Raw genomic sequence first — 21,306 nt, 5'->3', positions numbered from 1 at the left:
AATGAGAGATTAAAACTTCTGGAAGCAATAGTTTGACAATAGCAAATAAATCAGGGGTAAGCATAGAGTTTTTTAATAAGCAAAGTTTAAACTTTTTATGCTACTCCACAACTTTTTGTGTTGATCCCTTTTACCCCCCCCTGTTTTCAATAGTATATTTTTATCTAGAAGATCTTTTAAATCCCGTATTGCTGTTGAAGCAAATGTTTTAGAGTTCCGTAATCTGTTCCAGTTTTGCCATAATATATCGTTTTAATAGCCTATTCCTTTTTGGTTCCCAAGTGACATCTGCTGGTGCACCATCTCTGCATCCTTTTCCTGGTTCCAGCCGTATATTCCATAGAGGCCCTGGTATGCGCTATGCCCTTGCCTATCATCTTTGGAACTTTTTAAGATGGCCCTTTATCTCCTCGGCCAGTTCCAGTGCCGTCCTGACCAGTTTGGGGTTCCGGTTTTTGTACATATTGGCTATCCATTTAAAGTTGTCGTGGTTACTTGATCAACATCTTATAGATCTCGATGTGCTCGTCGTCCCATCGCTCGACAATCTCCTTTTCGGATTAGAACCTGTGACCATCTGCTTAGAAGGTGAAAAACAACGACATAAAACGGTTAACTGTAGCTTTAAAGTAATTTAGGATATCGCGTAGGTGATAGAAATGAATTATCAACGCTGTTTTTAAGTTTGTTTTGGTATAAGTTAAAAAATCGTAATTCATCATTCGTAATTCGTAATTCGTTAGTATTTTAGCACCATGATTTCAGTAGTAATTCTAGGTTCTGGTAATGTTGCAACTCATTTATTCAAGGCTTTTAACCAAGCAGACGACATTGTTATAAATCAATGGTACAGCAGACGTATAACGCCTATCCTTTCTTATAAAAAGGATGTGGAAATTATTGATGATCTGTCATTGATTAAAGATGCCGATGTTTATATTTTGGCAGTAAGTGACGATGCTATTCCTGAACTTTCGTCCCAGCTTCCTTTTGAAAATAAATTAGTATTGCATACCTCAGGAAGTGTAGGGGTGTACGATATCGATAAAAAGCATAAACGTGGTGTATTTTACCCACTACAAACGTTTAGCAAAGAAGCCGAAATAGATTTTAAGAATGTGCCCATTTGCATTGAAACTATCGACAAGAAAAGCTATCCTATTATAAAAAAACTAGCCTTGGCTATTGGTAGCCCTACAAAAAGGGTTAATAGCGACCAGCGCAAAGTATTACATTTAGCGGCTGTTTTTGTAAATAATTTCACCAATCAGCTATATAGAATAGGGCACGAAATAACTGAAAGTCAAGGTGCCGAGTTTGATCTTTTAAAACCGCTCATTCTAGAAACAGCTAAAAAAGTTCAAGATTTATCCCCTTTTAAGGCGCAAACGGGCCCTGCAAAACGTAACGACAAAAAAACAATACGTAAACATCTAAAACTTTTGGAAGATCAACACCATAAAGATATTTACCAATTACTAACCAACTCTATACAGCGCACTCATGGAAGAAAAAAGTTATAAAGAATATTTAGAACACATTACAACCTTTATATTTGATGTCGATGGTGTTTTAACAGACGGCACAGTAACCATAACATCCACTGGCGAAATGTTACGAAGAATGAACATTAAAGATGGCTACGCCTTAAAGACCGCTGTAGATATGGGATATAATGTCTGTATTATTTCTGGGGGTTCTAATGAAGGGGTTCGGGTTCGTTTACAAGGATTAGGTGTTTCTAATATTTATTTAGGTGTACATAACAAAATTGAACAGTTGGACATCTATCTTGACGTTAACCATATTAAATCTGAAAATGTTCTTTACATGGGCGATGATATTCCCGATTTCCCTGTTATGAAAGGTGTTGGCCTGCCTTGTTGTCCGCAAGACGCCGTTCCGGAAATAAAGAATATATCCAAATACATTTCACATAAAAAAGGCGGCAAAGGTGCCGTTCGCGATGTTATTGAACAGGTATTGAAAGTACAGGAAAAATGGCATGGTAATTTTGGAGCTAAGTATGATTAGATGATTGATGATTGATGATTGATGATTGAAAATAGAAAATAGAAAATAGAAAATAGAAAATAGAAAATAGAAAATAGAAAATAGAAAAATTAGTATTTGTGAATTTGTAGCAGCACTTTTAATTATTTATTTTCAACTAAATTGCTATATATTGGGGCTTAAAAATAAACTTTTATAACTTAGTGAGAAATAAAAGAAGACATAGTACTGGGTTTGGTTATATAGGTTTTGGCAACAACCAAAGTGTTTTTAATCAACACTCCAATAAGCCGTTTTCTATTCTTAAAGAAAAATTAAATAACGAAACATATTTACAATATCAACTCAATTTTTCTCATAAAACCTTAACCAAGTCGGAAAAAGAAATTATAAAAAATAAGATTAGAAAAGATGAAAAAGTTAGAACAAGGAAAACAATTATTGTATTCATTTTTGTGTTCACTATTATCCTTTTCATCATTAAATTATTAATTGACAGTTTTATGTCAGAAGTATAAACTTAACGTACACATTTCGCACATTGAATTTTCTAAACCTTATCCGCTGGAAAAACTTACTCATGATTGCCCTTGTGCAATTACTCATTAAATATGCCTTTTTAGAACCATTTGGTGCTCAAACAAGCTTAACCTCTTTAGGGATGGTACTTCTAATCCTCGCGACTATTTTTATTGCTGCAGCGGGAAATATTATTAATGATATTTATGATGTTGAAACCGACTTTGTAAACAAACCAAATAAGTTAATCATCGGCAAATCTATTTCAGAAAAAACAGCTTATAATTTATTTATTGCTTTTAATGTTATTGGCGTTGGCTTAGGTTTCTATATATCACATCTCGTTGACAAAAGCCCGTTCTTTTCCATTTTTGTTGTTATTTCGGCATTACTCTATGTATATGCCACTTATTTAAAACGAACACTTTTAATTGGCAATATTGTTATTTCCTTATTAGTCGCATTAAGTATTATTATTGTTGGTGTTTTTGAATTACTTCCAGCTATTACGCCACAAAATCAGCCATTACAATTAGCCTTCTTTAAAGTTATTTTCAATTATGCCATCTTTGCTTTTGTCATCAACCTACTTAGAGAAATAACCAAGGATATTGAGGATATCGATGGCGACCATAAAGCAGGCATGAATACACTACCTATTGCAATTGGCAGGGAACGCGCTACTAAAGTATTATTTATTTTATCTCTTATACCTCTTTTTATTATCACGCTATATACTATTAACGAACTATATAAAAATCTAATAGCCGTTATTTACTTTTTACTATTTATAATAGGGCCATTACTCTACATTAGTATTAAAGCTTTTAGCGCCAAAACCAAAAAAGAGCATCGTCATATTAGTAATATGCTTAAATTGGTCATGCTGTTTGGAATGCTGTCTTTGCTGCTTTATACTTTTATTTTGAAGAAGTAGGTGTATAAAGTTGGAAGTGAGGAGTGGGAAGCTGGAAGTTGGATGTTTTTGTCTTGCAAAGGCGCTAAGACGCAAAGCTGAACTGAGACTGAAGACTGGAGACTGAATACTGAAGATTGGAGACTGAAGATTGGAGACTGAAGATTGGAGACTGAAGATTGGAGACTGAAGATTGGAGACTGAAGATTGGAGACTGGAGATTGGAGACTGGAGATTGGAGACTGAAGATTGGAGACTGAAGATTGGAGACCGAAGACTGGAGACTGAAGATTGGAGACTGAAGATTGGAGACTGAAGATTGGAGACTGAAGACTGGAGACTGAAGATTGGAGACCGAAGATTGGAGACTGAAGATTGGAGACCGAAGATTGGAGACCGAAGATTGGAGACTGAAGATTGGAGACTGAAGATTGGAGACTGAAGATTGGAGACCGAAGATTGGAGACCGAAGATTGGAGACCGAAGATTGGAGACCGAAGATTGGAGACCGAAGATTGGAGACTGAAGATTGGAGACTGAAGATTGGAGACCGAAGATTGGAGACTGAAGATTGGAGACTGAAGACTGAAGACTGAAGATTGGAGACTGAAGATTGGAGACTGAAGATTGGAGACTGAAGATTGGAGACCGAAGATTGGAGACTGAAGATTGGAGACTGAAGATTGGAGACCGAAGATTGGAGACTGAAGATTGGAGACTGAAGATTGGAGACTGAAGATTGGAGACTGAAGATTGGAGACTGAAGATTGGAGACTGAAGATTGGAGACCGAAGACTGGAGACTGAAGATTGGAGACCGAAGATTGGAGACTGAAGATTGGAGACTGAAGATTGGAGACCGAAGATTGGAGACCGAAGACTGGAGACTGAACACTGAACACTGAACACTGAAGACCGGAGACCGAAGACTGGAGACTGAATACTGAAAAACATGCTTAACGAACAATTAAAAAACCATCGTATTATTTTAGCTTCTGGTTCCCCCAGAAGGCAAGCCTTTTTCAAAGATTTAGGATTGGATTTCGACATCATTTTAAAACCGGTAAAAGAAGAGTATCCACCACGCCTTGCACATTTTGAAATTAGCAACTATCTCGCTCAATTAAAAGCACTCCCCTTTAAAAACGAATTAAAGGACAACGATATTCTTATTACTAGCGACACCATTGTTTGGCACCATAATAAAGCCTTAGGAAAGCCCAGGGATAAAGAGGAAGCTTTTAGTATTATAAAATCTTTAAGTAATGCCACTCATGAAGTCATTACCTCGGTTTGCTTTACCACTAAAACTTACGAAAAAACATTGCACGCCATTACCAAGGTGACCTTTAAGGATTTAACCAACGAAGAGATCGAATACTATATAAGCACTTGCAAGCCTTTTGATAAAGCAGGAGCTTATGGCATTCAAGAATGGATAGGACAAATAGGGGTCACTAAATTAGAAGGCTCGTATTTTAATGTTATGGGGCTACCTACACATCTTGTTTACAAAACGTTAAACGATATTGCCAACAAATCATGAATTTGTAACTTTACCTTACTAAATACCCTGGTCATGGTACAAGCATTCAAAAAAATCATTAAAGTAGAAATAGCGTTATATATCATTATTGCAACCTTAAGCTTACTAACTTCTTGTAAAAAAGAAAAAACATCAAAAAAATTAGCACTTAAAACAACAGCAGATATTGCTATAAACAAAGATTCAAAACAAAAAGAGCCCTCTCAAGAATTTAAAAATTATTGGTATACCGGCCAAGCTGAAATATCATCATACAAGTTAGAGCAAGCCCGTTATGGAGAAATAAGAAATGGGCGTGCGGTTTTAATATATGTCACCGAAGATTTCTTACCGAACGTTCAAGTAAAAACAGACAAGCAAAACGCGAACAATGTTTCTGTGTTAAAATTAAACGCTACCAAAAATTTTAATACTGGTATATATCCGTATGCCATAATGCAAAGCACCTTCTACCCTGTTTCTAATGATAAACATGCTATAAAAGTATCCTGTTCCATGCAAGAATGGTGCGGACATGTATACGCTCAACTTAATAATAAAAAACAATTTGAGGTCATATCGCATTCTTATTTTGAAGGAGAAGCTGATAAAAATTTTAGCTTAGAAAAGGCTATTTTAGAAAATGAATTATGGACACAATTACGCATCGATCCTAAATCGCTTCCCACAGGAGGTATAGAAATTATTCCTTCTTTTGAATATAACAGATTAAGACATGTTCCTATAAAAGCCTACAAAGCTACGGCGGTTTTAAAAAATAACTCTTATACATTAAACTATCCTGATTTAAATAGGACATTGGTTATTAATTTTGACCCTAACTTTCCTTATGGTATTTTAGGTTGGGAAGAAAAATTTAAAAGCGGTTTTGGTTCAAAAGCTAAAGAGTTAACTACTAAAGCAACAAAATTAAAAACTATTAAATCTGCTTACTGGAGCAAGAATCATAATAAAGATGAAATTTTAAGGGATACCCTTCAATTAAATTAAAAATGTACTTTTACTAACGTATCTTTACAGTGAACTATTTAAAATTTTCCAAATGGTTAAAAAAGCGCCTTTTTTCATCCATATTTAGCCTTTATTGAATTCCGTAGCGATGCTATGTTATTAAAAAAAGTCTTTATCTATATGAAAAATGACTAATTTTTGCTATTATTCTAAAACTTTAAATGAGTTCAGTATATTTTTAACTTTAATTCTCAAAAATGAATTTTTTTGAAACTATTCAAGAAGAGTTTATAGCTACAGGAATTATTCTTCTTTCAATACTGGCGATTAGATTTGTCACACATTTTACTATCACAAAAGTCGCCAGAAAAAATGGTATAAACGAGGCTAGAATTGGTCTTGTGCGCAGATATGTAACAGTGGCCCTTTTTTTAATCACCGTTCTTATTGAAGCCTTTATTTTTGGTGCAAAACTAGAGGATCTCGCAGTCATTTTTTCTTCAATTTTCGCTATACTAGGGATCGCTTTGTTTGCCATTTGGTCCATTCTAAGCAATATTACCTCTGGCATTATTATGTTTTTTAATTTTCCATATAAAGTAGGCGATAAAATAGAAATTCACGATAAAGATTTTCCCATAAAAGCCATTATTGAAGATATTAGAGCGTTCCAATTGCACCTTAGATTGGATAATGGTGATTTAGTAACCTACCCTAATAATTTAATGCTACAAAAAGCGGTTACTCTAGTTGAAAAGGATGCTATAGATGAAGGTATTGATGCTATTTGAATGAATTTTTATTAATCCATGCTCATTGCAGGGAAAATTACGATGTAATGCATTCAAAACAGGTAGTTGAACTAGGTCTTTGACGTGGCAGGCTCATCCCGCTTCATGTGCTAAATTTGTTTCAGTATTTCTGAATCCAGTAGGATCCCTGGTTTAATACCTTTTATTACAAAACATTAGTGTGCGACTAAAGGCGTAAGACCGCTTCGCTATTGGAACCAAGAACATAGACTTGATTGTAACTAACAGACAAACACAGACATCTCTATTGTTTTACTTCCTGAAACCTAAATATTTCTTGTTTGTTTTAACTGGTATTTAAAGCAAGGTGTCTAATCTGTAATGCTTTTACTTTTATTGATGGGCTTCTAATTATAGTTTATAGTTTTTATCGGACAACAATAATTAAAAAAGGTAAAATAATGACAACGGGAAATTTAAAGTTAAAGAAACATTAAAAGGAGCTTTCCCCCTGTTTAACTTTGTTATATTTGAATTTTAGCTAACTAAAAAATTATGCGAAGAAGTACACTTTATACATTGATATTAGTCTTTTTATTTTCTTTTTCATACGCACAAAAACCCAAAACCCCTTCATCTTCAAGAATATACGAATCTGTTCAAAAGCTTAATTTTCTGGGTTCTGTTATGTATGTTGCGGCCCATCCAGATGATGAAAACACACGGCTTATTGCTTATATGTCCAATCATGTTAAAGCAAGAACGGCCTATTTGTCTTTAACTCGAGGTGACGGTGGACAAAACCTTATTGGTCCTGAAATTAGAGAGTTACTAGGTGTTATAAGAACCCAGGAATTATTAGCAGCAAGACGTGTTGATGGTGGGGAACAATTATTTACCAGGGCCAACGATTTTGGCTATTCAAAACATCCGGACGAAACTTTGGAAATATGGAACAAAGATCAGGTTTTAAGCGATGTTGTTTTAGCCATTAGAAAATTCAAACCAGATATTATAATCAACAGGTTTGACCACAGAACACCAGGCACCACACATGGTCATCATACAAGTTCTGCTATGCTAAGCATGGAAGCTTTTGATCTTGCCAACGATCATTCTGCATATCCTACGCAGCTAAAAAATACTGAACTTTGGAAACCACAACGCCTGTTTTTTAATACCAACTGGTGGTTTTATGGTAGCAGGGAAAAATTTGAGGAAGCCGATAAAAGTAACATGATCAGCTTCGATATTGGCACATATTACCCTCTTAAAGGATTATCTAATAACGAATTAGCTTCTTTAGCGAGTAGTCAGCATTTATGCCAAGGATTCGGACGCTTAGCACAACGAGGTACAGAACAGGAGTACGTAGAATTTTTAAAAGGTGCTCCACTAACAGACAAGGAAAATATTTTTGATGGTATCGATACCTCCTGGAATCGTGTGAAAGGGGGAAAAGCCATTGGGGATATTTTGCTTAAAATTGAAGATGAATTTAATTTTGTAAACCCTTCAGAACACATTCCACAATTAATAGAAGCTTATAAACGCCTTCAAAATATTGAAGATGAGCATTGGAAAACCCAAAAAACCAAGGAACTAAAAGCCATTATTGAAATGTGTGCCGGTCTGTATTTAGAAGCTTCGGCAGAAACCAATTGGGCCACCCAAAATGAAACCATAAACTTAAACATTGAAGTCCTAAATAGAAGCCGTTCCCCTATCACCTTAGTCAGCTTGAATAATGCTAGCGATTTAAATATTTCGAAAAATATTGCATTAAAAAGCAATACCAAATACAACTTTAAAGAAGTCATTAAAATTAAAAGTGGTGCACAACCAACCACCCCTTATTGGTTAAGTGACAAAGGCACTTTAGGCATGTATAAAGTAGCAGATAAAAGCTTAATAGGTTTGCCTGAAACTCCGAGAACCTATACTATAGATTTTAATTTACTTATTGAAAATACACCTATAACATTTACAAAAAACATTATACAGCGCTATTCAAAACCAGATAAAGGCGAACTGTACCGTCCGTTTGAAATCATACCAGAAGCGTCAGCAAGAATTACCGAAAAGGTTGTCATTTTTGAAAATGACAAACAACGTGATATCACCGTTGTGGTGAAGGCAGGGAGAAATGAATTAGAAGGCCATGTAGAGATATCCCATCCAAATAATTGGGCCATATATCCTAAAAGACAAAAAGTATTTATTAAAAATAAAGGGGAAGAGCAAACGCTTATTTTCACAGTAGTGCCCCCTAAAAATCAAGATGAAGGCTACATACACCCCATCGTCCATATTAATGGTAAAAATTACACGAAGGAACTTATTGAAATAGGCTACGAACATATTCCGTTTCAAACCGTTTTATTACCTAGTGAAAGTAAAATTGTCCGCCTCGACATTCAAAAGAAAGGTGAAAATATAGCCTATATCCAAGGAGCTGGCGATGTGGTTCCTGAAAGTTTACAACAAATCGGGTATCAAGTCCGTATCGTAAAACCCGAAGAAATCGATGCGGAAACATTAAGCAGGTTTGATGCTTTAGTTGTTGGAATACGTGCTTATAATACCATTGAAAATTTAAAATTTAAACAACAACTTCTTTTTGATTTTGTTGCTAAAGGTGGTAATATGATTGTGCAATACAACACGAGTCACCGTGTAACAGTTAATGATTTGGCTCCGTATGATTTAAAGTTATCTCGCGATAGGGTTACAGACGAACATGCCGATGTTCGCTTTTTAAACCCAGAACATCCTGTTTTAAACTATCCCAATAAAATAACCCCAAAAGATTTTGAAGGCTGGACACAAGAACGGGGTTTGTATTTTCCTAATGAATGGTCTGACAAATTCACTCCTATTTTGTCCATGAACGATAAAAATGAAACTCCAAAAGATGGTAGTTTGTTGGTTGCCAAGCATGGTAAAGGATATTATATCTACACAGGATTAAGCTTTTTTAGAGAGTTTCCTGCAGGTGTTTCTGGAGCATACCGCTTATTCGCTAACATGCTCTCTATAGGTAAAGAAGATTTAAAGCAAGAAGTAAGACTAAACGATTAATTATGACAGACAAAGAACAACCTAAACAGCCCTGGCTCAAGCTTTATTCTATGGTGTTAATTGCAAATGCCATATACTTTATAGTTTTTTACCTAATAACGCAATCGTTTTAAATTATGCAGGTTTTAAATTGGATCGATTGGGTCGTACTTGGAGTAACGCTCATGGCTATTGTTACTTATGGTACCTGGCAAACAAAAGGCAGCAAAAATGTTCAGGATTATTTAAAAGGTGGAAACTCATCAAAATGGTGGACCATTGGTTTATCGGTCATGGCAACGCAAGCAAGCGCCATAACATTCCTTTCAACACCCGGGCAAGCCTTTAATGATGGTATGGGGTTTGTACAATTCTATTTTGGGATTCCCATTGCTATGGTGGTTATATGTATAGTCTTTATTCCACTGTACCATCGCCTAAAAGTATACACCGCTTACGAATTTTTAGAAAACAGATTTGATTTAAAAACCAGGACATTGGCAGCGGTCTTATTTTTGGTCCAACGAGGACTAGCAGCAGGTATTACCATTTTTGCTCCCGCCATTATCTTATCGGTTGTTTTAGGCTGGGATTTGTTAACGCTCAATATCATTATTGGACTTTTAGTTATTATCTATACGGTTACTGGGGGGACCCGTGCGGTTAATGTTACCCAAAAACATCAAATGGTGGTGATTTTTATAGGCATGTTAGTCGCATTCTTTTTAATTGTTAGCAAACTTCCAGCAGATATTACCTTTAGTAAAGCATTAAGCATTGCCGGTGCTAGTGGTAAAATGGAAGTTCTGGATTTTTCTTTCAATTTAAATAATCGTTATACATTCTGGAGCGGTATCATTGGCGGCACCTTTTTAATGCTTTCATATTTTGGTACAGACCAAAGTCAAGTACAACGCTATTTATCTGGGAAATCTGTTAAAGAAATGCAATTAGGACTCATCTTTAATGGTCTCTTAAAAGTGCCCATGCAATTTTTTATTTTGTTAGTAGGTGTCATGGTATTTGTTTTTTATCAATTTAATGAAGCGCCCATTAATTTTAACCCAACGGCTGCCGAAGTTGTTTTGAATTCTCAATATGCAGATGAATTCAAATCACTCCAAAATGAACAGAGACAAGTTTTTAACGATAAACAAACGCTTATAAAATCATTTACTGATGCTGCTGATAATCCAAATGCTTCAAAAGATATTGCCATAGCCAATGAAGCAAATGATGCTATTAGAAACGAAGCCAAAATACTTATCAATAAAGCTGCAGAAGAACAAAATATAAAAATTGAAAGTAATGATAAAGACTATGTTTTTATTCATTTTATATTGAATAATTTACCACGAGGGCTTATCGGGTTATTATTAGCAGTTATTTTAAGTGCCGCCATGTCTAGCACATCTAGTGAGCTAAATGCCTTAGGATCTACAACAACTATCGATTTATATAAGCGAAATACGAGCGAAAAAACCGAAGAGGAAATGGTTAGGGCGTCAAAGTGGTTTACCTTTGCTTGGGGCGTTATAGCCATCTGCGTGGCCTGTGTTGCTAATCTTGCAGAAAACTTAATCCAATTGGTCAATATTATAGGGTCTATTTTTTACGGCAATGTACTAGGGATATTCTTGCTTGCTTTCTTTTTTAAATTCGTAAAAGGAAATGCGGTTTTTATCGGAGCACTGATCACCCAGGTTTTAATTATTGTATTATACATTCTAGATTTATACCAAATTATTAATTTGCCGTTTTTATGGTTAAATTTTGTTGGTTGCGCTATAGTTATTACTATTGCATGTACGCTGCAAATATTTAGTGGAAATGACAAAACAATTACAGAATAAAATTATAAACTGGGGCATTATTGGCTTAGGAAATATTGCCAATAAATTTGCACGGGATTTATCAACGATTAAAGGGGCCCAACTATATGCTGTAGCTTCAAGGTCCCAAGAAAAAGCAGATGCCTTTGCTTCAACCTATCATGCTATTAAAGCTTATGGTAGTTATGAAGCATTAGTAAAAGATTCAAATATTGATGCTGTATATATAGCCACACCCCATGCATTACATAAAGATAATGTATTACTTTGTTTAGAAAAAGGTATCGCCGTATTGTGTGAAAAACCTTTTGCCATGAATGCCGAAGAGGTCCACACCATGATCTCTAAAGCCAAAGAAAAAAAGGTGCTCCTTATGGAGGCATTGTGGACTTATTTTCTTCCGCATTACCAATATGTTTTGCAGGCATTAAACAACAAGACCTATGGGGATATTTTAAAACTTGAAGCAGATTTTGGGTTTTATCGTGAATTTAATAATGCTTCCAGGGTCTTTAACAAATCCTTAGGGGGCGGAAGCTTATTGGATATTGGTATCTACCCTATTTTTGTAGCATTATCTACTTTAGGTATACCAAAGAACATAAAAACAAATGCTACTTTTTTTGATAATGGGGCAGACGCATCATGTAACATGGTTTTTCATTACAACAATAACGTAACGGCTCATTTAAAAAGCTCGCTTTTAGAAAAATTGCCTACAGAAGCCATTTTTTACTGTGAAAAAGGGATCATTAAAATTAATAGCGGATTTTTTGGACCTACTACGGTTACCATAATTTCTAATAACAAAGAAGAAACCATAGATTTTAAATACAAAAAGATTGGTTATAATTACGAAATTCTTCATTTTAACAACCTTCTAAGAGAAGGGAAAACAGAAAGTGATATCATGACTTTCAAATTTAGTAAGCAGCTTATAAGACTTCTTGACGAGGTAAGGGCAAGCATTAAATTAGAATATTAGTTACAGAAAGTATTAGTATTTACTACATTAAGTAAATTTTACTTGTCTAAATGTAAAGTTTGTTTTACTTTTGATTTATCAATCAATTGAATCAACCTGAGCTGAATTCATTTCAGTTTTTTAAAACGAACAGTTATGCAAACAAATTATTTATTACCAAACAAGTACAAAACATGGGGTTGGGTACTTTTTATTTCAGGAATTACAGGAGGGCTCTTTCTACAAATTGGTGATTTTATACCAGATGTTTTTGGCTTTATAACTGATTTTGGTTTTGATTTTTTAGATGAAATAATTTCAATACTAATCATTATTGGTGGGCTTTTAGTAGGCTTCTCTAAAGAAAAAATTGAAGATGAATTTATTTATAAACTAAGGAAAGACTCTCTAGTATGGGCAATAATCCTTAACTATACAGTACTTTTACTTTCTATCATATGTCTTTATGATGGCAACTTCTTTACCGTAATGATCTATAACATGTTTACACCTCTTATCTTTTTTATTATTCGCTTTAACTTCCTTAAACTAAAATCCAGAAGTCATGAAGAATAATATAAAAGTGCAACGTGCCATTCATAATTTAACACAAGCAGATTTAGCAGAAAAAATAGGTGTTAGCCGGCAAACTATAAACGCTATGGAAAAAAACAAGTATGTACCATCCACAGTACTTTCACTAAAGATAGCGAAACTGTTTAAAAAAACTGTAGAAGACATTTTCTTTTTAGAAGATAAAGATTAAATATAAAAGAGGCTGAATTCCAAGTTAAGATTCAAAGAATTCTGCCTCTTTTTAATATAGCTAAATCAATATAAAATAACATGATCCTTCAGAGTAAAAAACCGAATATCTTCGTTATAAATACTCGCCGTAACTAGGCTCAATGTCATTAAGTTAAGGAAATTTGTTCTTTAATTTGTCACATTACGGCCTTAACTTAATGACATTGAACTAGGCTATGCCTACGCTTTTTACCTTGAACTTCAATTTTTTATTTTTAAATATTCTATGCCATTTTATAGCGACTTAGCTATAATTTAGAAACCTGGGCTTACATCGCTCCCCATTCTTTAAGGGAATCTTTATTCATTTTTACATAATCGGCATTTCCAGCTTTTTCGGCACTAGCTAAAGATGCTTTAGCAGCAGCGATAGCTCCTTTTTTATCTCCTGCCTTTGCATGTATTAAAGACTGTTGTCTTAAAAACCAAAAACGTGGATTATCTTTAGTCATTTCAACAGCTTTATCAATCCATGTTTTTGCTTTATTTATATCTTTACCTTCTTGTAAATAGTACACCGCAGAAGAATAATAATCTCCAGCACTTGGTCCATTCATAACGCTTTTTATACTAGCAACAACCGCTTCATCTGTTGGTACTTCAAACTTAACACCAACATAAACGTCTTCCCACATCATACCCAAAGAAGCACCGCTATTACTTAAATCATCAAATGACATAGTAAAGGTTTCAATCTTCATAGGCAACTTATAAACTTTTGCATTTGTTTTAGCAGCAACTTTTGTGTCGTCCCATTCACTAGGCGTGCCCCAGTTATTTGCATCCGCATAAAATACAACATCCCATGATTCGGTATTTGGTTTTGCAAAAATAGCATAAGTACCTGCTTTAAGGGCTTGTCCATCAATAGTCACATCATCACTAAAAGTAATGGTGGTATTTTTATTAGCTCCTAGACGCCATAACTTACCATAAGGCACTAAATTACCAAAAATAGTACGCCCTCGCATGTTTGGTCTGGAATACTCAATGGTCACATCTGTTAAACCAACCTTTTGTTCCTGTTTAGAAAATGGACTGGGCTGGGGGGTCTTTACTTGTGCAGTTGCATTTAAGGAAAATGTAAATGCCAAGGCAATTAATAATAGTTTTTTCATTTTGATTGTATTTTAATTAATTATGAGTTTGATTAATAGCTCTAAATTACGTATCCAAAATTCTTTTTTTGTTAACAAAAGCTTAAATTAAGAGGTTGTATATTTGTGCTGTAAATAACTATAGTGTTATCCTTTTAGAGGATGTTTGCCGGCCCAATGACTAAAGCTTCCATGAACCCAGTCCGATCTATAGCCCAAGCCCTTTTTACCGGTAATTTTCAATATCTATGGCTATATATTACAGCACCAATACTTGGAGCAATGACGGCTGTTTCTAGCTGTAAACTTGTTAAAGATGATCATTGCTGTTGAAAATATTTTAGGTCGCAAAGATCAAAATCATAAAGAATCCTTATAGCGCTATCAATATTTCTGTTTAACTTATCCGGCAACAGATTAAGCGTTTTGTATCTTTGGAGCAATCGATCCTTTATAGATTTAAATTCTTCCCATACTATGTGTGTACAATTTATATACCTAAAGGAGAAGAAAATCATAAAGCGATTTAAATAATTATAATAAATGGATTTAATAGATAGAGCTCTAGAATTTGAGCAAAGAAAAATGAGATCGTTATCAACTAGCGACCGGGTAAAGATTTCGAGAGAGGCAAAAGCATTAATTTTAGATTTAAATAAAATATATAAGGCAAAAAAAGATGAAAAGATAATGGATATGATGAAACGGATAACTGTCATAAAAAGAAAAGTTGAAAAGCGATTAAAAGGAGCTCCTTTAACAGCTTAAAAACTTTATTAGGATTACAAAAAAAATCGATATCCGAACTACTAAATATTAAATTTTCCATAATTATTCTGTGTAAAAATAAAATATGGCATATATTTTACTATATTGTCAAATTCTGAAAAAAGAAGAATTGTCGGACAAATATAAATTAGATTAAAAATTCATGGATATTATTAGTAACGCTTTAGAATTCGAACAGCGCAAACAAACTTTTAAAACTACTAGCGAACGAATAGAAGCATCAAGAGAGGTTAAAGATTTAATATTAAGTTTAAACAAAATTTACAAAAAAGAGAAGGATCCAGAAATTATGGATTTAATGAAACGCCTGACTGTAATTAAACAGAAAATAGAGAAAAGATTAAAGGGCAGACCTTAAAAACATCTACTAGTTCATTGTATATAAATCAACTCTAACTACAATGAACATATATTATCTCCCTAAAAAGTAACATTTTCAATAACCTTACACCAAACTTAGGTTTTGATTTATCCCCTAAAGTATCAACCCCAGATTATATGAGACTTCATATATATTTCTGGGGCTACAATATATACTTATACCAATTATGAATTAAAATCACCCACCAAAAACATGTATGAATAGATGTTGCTTTTTTGAAAAAAAATCCTACTTTTAATCAAGCTAACTTAACCTTTAACTTATGATAAGAAGAAAACAAATTGAATCTTCCATACTAAATAGTATGGGCTATGATCCTGAAAGTGAAATTTTAGAAATAGAACTTAAAAAAAACAAACAGATTAGACAATATCATAATCTATCTAAAGCAATCTGGCAAGAGCTTAAAAACAGCCATTCTAAAGGACGCTATTTCTTAAAGCACATAAAAGGTAAATACGACGAATTACGATTTGCCCAAACTATTGATTGAGCCAATTATGCCTGCGCTTTTTATCTTAAACTTCAATTTTTTATTTCTAAATATTCTATGCCATTTTATAGCGACTTAGCTATATATGAAAAAGCCTTTTTTAAAGTTTGGGTTGAAAACGGTAGATTTAAAAACTAATCCACTCTTTCAATTCTAGCTCCTATAGCACGTAAACGTTCATCTATACGCTCGTAACCACGATCAATTTGTTCTATATTTTGGATTGTAGAGGTCCCTTTTGCTGAAAGTGCTGCAATAAGCAATGATACGCCAGCCCTGATATCTGGTGATGTCATAGTTGTTGCTTTTAATGTCGACTTAAAATCATGCCCAATAACAGTTGCTCGATGTGGGTCGCACAATATAATCTTTGCTCCCATATCAATTAATTTATCTACAAAGAACAAACGGCTTTCAAACATCTTTTGGTGTATTAAAACACTACCTCTAGCTTGTGTCGCTACAACTAAAATAATACTTAACAAATCTGGAGTAAATCCTGGCCATGGTGCATCAGAAATCGTCAAGATAGAGCCATCAATAAAGTTTTGTATCTCATAACCATCTGTATGCGCTGGAATATGAATATTATCGCCCTGGCGCTCAACAGTAATTCCTAATTTCCTAAAAACATTAGGTATCAACCCCAAATCGTCCCAGGAGACATTGGTAATGGTCAGTTCACTTTTTGTCATAGCAGCAAGTCCTATCCAACTACCAATTTCAATCATATCCGGCAACATGGTATGGTCTGTCCCTGCTAAAGTTTCTACACCATCAATAACCAACATATTAGAACCAACGCCACTTATTTTGGCTCCCATTTTATTAAGCATTCTACATAATTGCTGTAAGTAAGGCTCGCAAGCAGCATTATATATTGTTGTTTTTCCTTCAGCTAAAACAGCAGCCATAACAATATTTGCTGTTCCCGTAACTGAAGCTTCTTCAAGAAGCATGTACGTTCCCTTTAATCTATCGGCTTCAACACCATAAAACTGTTCTTCTTTACTATATCTAAATTTGGCGCCAAGATTAATAAGCCCTTCAAAATGTGTATCTAATCGTCTTCGACCAATTTTATCTCCGCCAGGTTTTGGAATATACCCCTTTCCAAAACGTGCCAATAAAGGACCAACAATCATAATAGACCCGCGCAAGCCACGTCCGTCAACTTTAAATTCATCAGATTCTAAATAGTCTAAATCGATATTATCTGCTTGAAAAGTGTACGAGCCATGTGCTTGTTTTTCAATTTTAACCCCTAGTTTTCCCAATAAACTAATGAGCTTATTAACATCTACAATATCTGGGATATTATTTATTGTTACTAAGTCTGGTGTTAATAAAACAGCACATAAAATTTGTAACGCTTCGTTTTTGGCTCCTTGAGGTTGTATGCTTCCTTTTAGCTGATGACCACCTTCAATTTTAAATGTTCCCATACCTATAAACTAGTGGCGTTTTCTTTGTCTGTTGGAATTCTTTTTATGGTGGCCTTTCTTATTACTTGAAAATTTACTTTTTGAACGCATCAGGCTTGTAGCATCCGATAACTCTTCTTTAGAGCCTTTTAAATTAATTTTTCCTTCAGAGAGCTCGTACAAATGATTATAGATCACGGCATCTTCAACAGTGTCTTTATTCCAATTTAAGAAACACTTTTTCATATGATTGGCAATCGTGAATGTTAAAGCTTCTTTAAGGTCGCCTTCTTCCCAAGTATTGGCAACATCTATCATTATTTTAATATTATTGCCATAAAAACGATATTTAGGGAAGTTCTGCGGATATTTTAAAGGTTCTGGACGTTCTTCAAAAAGTTCTTTAGTAGGCTTTTCGTAAGGTGAATCCACATCTAATTCGAAATTAGACATAATAAAAAGTTGATCCCAAAGTTTATGCTGAAAATCTGGAACGTCCCTTAAATGAGGTTGCATGTTCCCCATTACAGATATAATAGCTTTTGCGACTTTATTACGTTCTTCCTTTACTTCTATAGTTTTAGCGTAATTAATCATTTTCTGCATATGGCGTCCATACTCTGGAATGATTAAATGTTCACGCTCTGTATTGTATTCTAAATTATCTATAATCAAAATTAAATGTGTAGAGTTAATTATTTATGCATGTAAGTTGGTATGCTTGCGCAAAATACAAAAAAAAACTAAAGACTTATCACCCCTTCAACTTTTTCTGCAACTTCTTTATACTTTTCAATAACTGCATCTGGATTCCTCATGTGCAAATTGACAGAAACACTTGTGTATTTTCCATTTTTAGATTCAGTTTTATTTATAACAGCTCCAAGATTATTAAAAAGGGCCTCAAGCTTGGCTATCTTTTCAATATCAGATTTTATAATGAATTTATATAAATATTCTGTGGGCCAACTTGCTGTTTCATATAATTGCCCCTTTAGTTTTTCGTAAAATTCTTCAGAATTTGAAGGTGTGCTCATAGTCATTTTTATATCGTGCAAATATACGGTTTCATCTGTTTATATCCTTATTTTTAATGGTATACTTAAATTTTACTGCCCACAACAAAATAACATTTATACAAACACGATACCGCAAATTAAAAATGTTTGCTATCACTGTTTTTCCCTGCATTTTTTTTATCGCGGTTTAATTACGATTTTTACGGCAAAATAATACCGATTTGAACACAAAAAAAATTGTAATTACTGGTGGTCCGGGAACAGGAAAATCTACTTTAATAAATGAATTGATTGGTAGAGGCTACACTTGTTTTGAAGAAATTTCACGTCAGGTCACTTTAAATGCAAAAAAAGAAGGCATTGATCAGCTGTTTTTAGCCAATCCGTTATTATTTAGTGAATTGCTTTTAAAAGGTAGGCAGCAACAATTTTTGAATGCCGGCATGTATGCATCTGAAATTATTTTTTTTGACAGAGGACTTCCCGATGTGTTAGCCTACATGGACTATATTGGAGATTCCTATCCACAGAGCTTTATAAATACATGTAAGGATTTGGTCTACGATACCGTTTTTATTTTAAAGCCTTGGGAATCTATTTACAAGAGCGACCATGAACGCTACGAAAATTTTGAACAGGCTTTGGATATTCACAAATACTTACTTAAAACCTATCAAGGTTTTAATTATGACCTTATCGATGTCCCTTTTGATACCGTTGAGAATAGAACCAATTTCATTTTAAACACCCTGGATATGTAATTATGGAGCATCCCATAAACATATTAGAGCGTTACTGGAGATTTACAGCATTCAGGCCCAACCAAGAAGCCATTATTAATGCGGCAATTGATGGGGAAGACACTTTTGTGTTATTGCCCACTGGTGGAGGAAAATCATTGTGCTTTCAAATTCCGGCCCTAGCTAAAAATGGTATTTGTATTGTTATTTCGCCTTTAATTTCCCTTATGAAAGACCAGGTACTGGCCTTAAACAACAAAGGGATTAAAGCTATGGCAATTACAAGCGGAATAAGTTACGGTCAATTAGATACGCTCTTAGATAATTGTATTTACGGAAATTATAAGTTTTTATACCTATCGCCAGAACGTTTACAACAAGAATTGGTACAGGATCGCATCAAACAAATGAACGTAAACCTAATAGCTGTAGATGAAGCACATTGTATTTCGCAATGGGGAAGTGATTTTAGGCCTGCTTATAAAAATATATCGTTATTGCGTCAAATACAACCTAGCGTAAATGTGATCGCCTTAACCGCTTCGGCAAAACCAGAAGTCGTTGAGGATATTATAAAAGAACTTGATTTTATTCAACCCAAAATATTCAAACAATCATTTGCCAGGCCCAATTTAGCCTATATGGTATATCATGAAAATGATAAGTATTACCGCCTTGAAACCATTTTAAAAAAGTATACCTCATCATCAATTATTTATGTTAGAAACAGGAAGTTAACCGTAGAAATCAGTACATTTTTAGCATCTAGAAACATCTCTTCAACCTATTATCACGGAGGTCTTTCAAATATTGAAAAAGACACCAACATGGCAGCATGGTCTCAAAACCAAAAACAGGTTATGGTTGCCACCAATGCTTTTGGTATGGGTATTGACAAACCAGATGTTAAAACAGTGATTCATTTCAATTTACCGGAAAGTATTGAAAGTTATTTTCAAGAGGCCGGTCGTGTAGGTCGCAATGGAGAAAAGGCTTTTGCTGTGATCTTAAAAAATAATAGCGATGCCATTTTAGTGAAAAACCAGTTTTTAAACGTTTTGCCCACAGTGGATTATGTGAAGCAAGTTTATAGAAAATTATGCAACTATTTTCAAATAGCGTATGGTGAAGGCGAATACGAAACTTTTGATTTTGAGTTTACTACCTTTTGTCAAACTTATAATTTTAGCTCTATTTTATGTTATAACGCCCTGTTGTTATTGGATAGGAATAGTATTATTACCTTATCAAAACAGTTTAAAAACAAAATAACCTTACAATTCATTATATCGAATGCCACTCTTTTTAATTATTTAGAAACCCATCAAGATTTTAATATCATCGTAAAATCAATATTAAGAATGTATGGTGGTATTTTTGACCATGTTACTAAAATTGATTTGACGAAAATCTCTAAAAAAGCGTCAGTAACCGAAAGTAAGGTAATAGATACACTCCAACAACTAGAAAGTGATGAAATCATTACCCTAAACTTAGCAAAAACAGATGCCCAAATTACTTTTATAGAACCTCGGGAAGATGAAAAAACAATTAACAAAATCGCATCGACTATAGAGCAACAAAACAAATTAAAACAGCATCAAGTTAATGCCATGCTTGATTATATTGAAAACGATTCGGTTTGTAAAAGTGTACAGCTCCTAACCTATTTTGGTGAAAGGGACATCAATCCATGCGGTATTTGCTCGGTTTGCACTAACCCTAAAAAGAATACTGCTTCACAAGACATTCATACTACAAAAAAACGTATTATACAATTATTGGAAAAAGGCGATAAATCATCCAGAGAAATGGTTTCAACATTAAATTGCAAAGAAAGTGATTTAAAAATAGTCTTAAAATTACTGTTAGAGCATAATATTATAAGTATGACTCCAACAAACACATATAAATTAAGTCATATATGAAATAAGCGCCTTAAATTTTAAATTATTTTGAAAATATTGGAAGTGAATGACGTCTGACAAAAAACAAATAATGAA

The 21,306-nt window shown here is 34.1% G+C and carries 22 protein-coding genes; 18 read left to right on the top strand and 4 right to left on the bottom strand.

Annotated elements, in window-relative coordinates; all coding sequences use genetic code 11:
- The first annotated feature begins 755 nt into the window (after window positions 1-755).
- From PQO00_RS18035 to PQO00_RS17980, 12 genes are all read left to right on the top strand, one after another.
- A complete protein-coding gene (locus PQO00_RS18035; RefSeq protein WP_274186254.1) occupies window positions 756-1,523 on the top strand; it encodes a Rossmann-like and DUF2520 domain-containing protein in 768 nt (255 codons plus the stop codon).
- Window positions 1,504-2,034 carry an HAD family hydrolase gene (locus tag PQO00_RS18030; protein WP_274186253.1) on the top strand — a complete coding sequence of 177 codons (531 nt, stop codon included), beginning with the start codon at window positions 1,504-1,506 and terminating at the stop codon, window positions 2,032-2,034. Before PQO00_RS18035 ends, PQO00_RS18030 begins: the two co-directional genes overlap by 20 nt.
- A 182-nt stretch (window positions 2,035-2,216) precedes the next feature.
- A complete protein-coding gene (locus tag PQO00_RS18025) occupies window positions 2,217-2,531 on the top strand; it encodes a hypothetical protein (protein ID WP_274186252.1) in 315 nt (104 codons plus the stop codon).
- A 23-nt stretch (window positions 2,532-2,554) separates the two neighbouring features.
- Window positions 2,555-3,469 (top strand): geranylgeranylglycerol-phosphate geranylgeranyltransferase, encoded by a 915-nt coding sequence (locus tag PQO00_RS18020; protein WP_274186251.1) that lies wholly within the window; start codon window positions 2,555-2,557, stop codon window positions 3,467-3,469.
- Between the two features lie 930 nt (window positions 3,470-4,399).
- The gene (locus PQO00_RS18015; RefSeq protein WP_274186250.1) at window positions 4,400-4,993 is read left to right on the top strand and encodes a Maf-like protein; all 594 of its coding nucleotides are present in this window, start codon (window positions 4,400-4,402) and stop codon (window positions 4,991-4,993) included.
- Window positions 4,994-5,026: 33 nt separating this feature from the next.
- Window positions 5,027-5,983, top strand: a complete 957-nt coding sequence (locus PQO00_RS18010) for a septum formation inhibitor Maf (RefSeq protein ID WP_274186249.1) — start codon at window positions 5,027-5,029, stop codon at window positions 5,981-5,983.
- Window positions 5,984-6,201: 218 nt separating this feature from the next.
- A complete protein-coding gene (locus PQO00_RS18005; RefSeq protein ID WP_274186248.1) occupies window positions 6,202-6,735 on the top strand; it encodes a mechanosensitive ion channel domain-containing protein in 534 nt (177 codons plus the stop codon).
- A 516-nt stretch (window positions 6,736-7,251) separates the two neighbouring features.
- Complete coding sequence (locus tag PQO00_RS18000; RefSeq protein WP_274186247.1) at window positions 7,252-9,777, top strand: PIG-L family deacetylase; 2,526 nt, start codon at window positions 7,252-7,254, stop codon at window positions 9,775-9,777.
- 116 nt (window positions 9,778-9,893) lie between these two features.
- Complete coding sequence (locus PQO00_RS17995; RefSeq protein ID WP_274186246.1) at window positions 9,894-11,609, top strand: sodium:solute symporter; 1,716 nt, start codon at window positions 9,894-9,896, stop codon at window positions 11,607-11,609.
- A complete protein-coding gene (locus tag PQO00_RS17990; RefSeq protein WP_274186245.1) occupies window positions 11,587-12,573 on the top strand; it encodes a Gfo/Idh/MocA family protein in 987 nt (328 codons plus the stop codon). Before PQO00_RS17995 ends, PQO00_RS17990 begins: the two co-directional genes overlap by 23 nt.
- A gap of 135 nt (window positions 12,574-12,708) precedes the next feature.
- Window positions 12,709-13,128 (top strand): hypothetical protein, encoded by a 420-nt coding sequence (locus PQO00_RS17985; protein WP_274186244.1) that lies wholly within the window; start codon window positions 12,709-12,711, stop codon window positions 13,126-13,128.
- Window positions 13,118-13,318 carry a helix-turn-helix transcriptional regulator gene (locus PQO00_RS17980; RefSeq protein ID WP_274186243.1) on the top strand — a complete coding sequence of 67 codons (201 nt, stop codon included), beginning with the start codon at window positions 13,118-13,120 and terminating at the stop codon, window positions 13,316-13,318. The genes PQO00_RS17985 and PQO00_RS17980 overlap by 11 nt, the downstream gene beginning before the upstream one ends.
- Window positions 13,319-13,628: 310 nt before the next feature.
- On the opposite strand, the gene PQO00_RS17975 is transcribed toward PQO00_RS17980, so the two are convergent.
- Window positions 13,629-14,477, bottom strand: coding sequence for a DUF2911 domain-containing protein (locus tag PQO00_RS17975; protein WP_274186242.1), 849 nt, complete (start codon window positions 14,475-14,477; stop codon window positions 13,629-13,631).
- 141 nt (window positions 14,478-14,618) lie between these two features.
- Between PQO00_RS17975 and PQO00_RS17970 the strand changes: the two genes are divergently transcribed.
- From PQO00_RS17970 to PQO00_RS17955, 4 genes are all read left to right on the top strand, one after another.
- Window positions 14,619-14,789 (top strand): aquaporin, encoded by a 171-nt coding sequence (locus tag PQO00_RS17970; protein ID WP_337992861.1) that lies wholly within the window; start codon window positions 14,619-14,621, stop codon window positions 14,787-14,789.
- A gap of 210 nt (window positions 14,790-14,999) precedes the next feature.
- Window positions 15,000-15,224 (top strand): hypothetical protein, encoded by a 225-nt coding sequence (locus PQO00_RS17965; RefSeq protein ID WP_274186240.1) that lies wholly within the window; start codon window positions 15,000-15,002, stop codon window positions 15,222-15,224.
- 163 nt (window positions 15,225-15,387) lie between these two features.
- On the top strand, window positions 15,388-15,603 hold the full coding sequence (locus PQO00_RS17960) for a hypothetical protein (protein ID WP_274186239.1): 216 nt from the start codon (window positions 15,388-15,390) through the stop codon (window positions 15,601-15,603).
- A 286-nt stretch (window positions 15,604-15,889) separates the two neighbouring features.
- A complete protein-coding gene (locus PQO00_RS17955) occupies window positions 15,890-16,120 on the top strand; it encodes a KTSC domain-containing protein (protein WP_274186238.1) in 231 nt (76 codons plus the stop codon).
- 134 nt (window positions 16,121-16,254) lie between these two features.
- Here PQO00_RS17955 and murA read toward each other — a convergent pair whose 3' ends face one another.
- The 3 genes from murA to PQO00_RS17940 form a co-directional block, all read right to left on the bottom strand.
- Complete coding sequence (gene murA / locus PQO00_RS17950) at window positions 16,255-17,565, bottom strand: UDP-N-acetylglucosamine 1-carboxyvinyltransferase (protein WP_274186237.1); 1,311 nt, start codon at window positions 17,563-17,565, stop codon at window positions 16,255-16,257.
- Between the two features lie 9 nt (window positions 17,566-17,574).
- Window positions 17,575-18,216, bottom strand: a complete 642-nt coding sequence (locus tag PQO00_RS17945) for a DUF4290 domain-containing protein (protein ID WP_274186255.1) — start codon at window positions 18,214-18,216, stop codon at window positions 17,575-17,577.
- 71 nt (window positions 18,217-18,287) lie between these two features.
- Window positions 18,288-18,581, bottom strand: a complete 294-nt coding sequence (locus tag PQO00_RS17940) for a DUF493 domain-containing protein (protein ID WP_274186236.1) — start codon at window positions 18,579-18,581, stop codon at window positions 18,288-18,290.
- A gap of 203 nt (window positions 18,582-18,784) precedes the next feature.
- Between PQO00_RS17940 and PQO00_RS17935 the strand changes: the two genes are divergently transcribed.
- Together PQO00_RS17935 and PQO00_RS17930 are read left to right on the top strand one after the other, a co-directional pair.
- Window positions 18,785-19,324, top strand: coding sequence for an ATP-binding protein (locus PQO00_RS17935; RefSeq protein WP_274186235.1), 540 nt, complete (start codon window positions 18,785-18,787; stop codon window positions 19,322-19,324).
- A 2-nt stretch (window positions 19,325-19,326) separates the two neighbouring features.
- A complete protein-coding gene (locus PQO00_RS17930; RefSeq protein ID WP_274186234.1) occupies window positions 19,327-21,231 on the top strand; it encodes an ATP-dependent DNA helicase RecQ in 1,905 nt (634 codons plus the stop codon).
- Window positions 21,232-21,306: the final 75 nt, after the last annotated feature.

Source organism: Flavivirga sp. 57AJ16 (genome assembly GCF_028736925.1).
GTDB lineage: Bacteria > Bacteroidota > Bacteroidia > Flavobacteriales > Flavobacteriaceae > Flavivirga.
The sequence above is the reverse complement of the archived record's forward strand: the minus strand, read 5'-3'. Positions and strand labels throughout refer to the sequence as shown.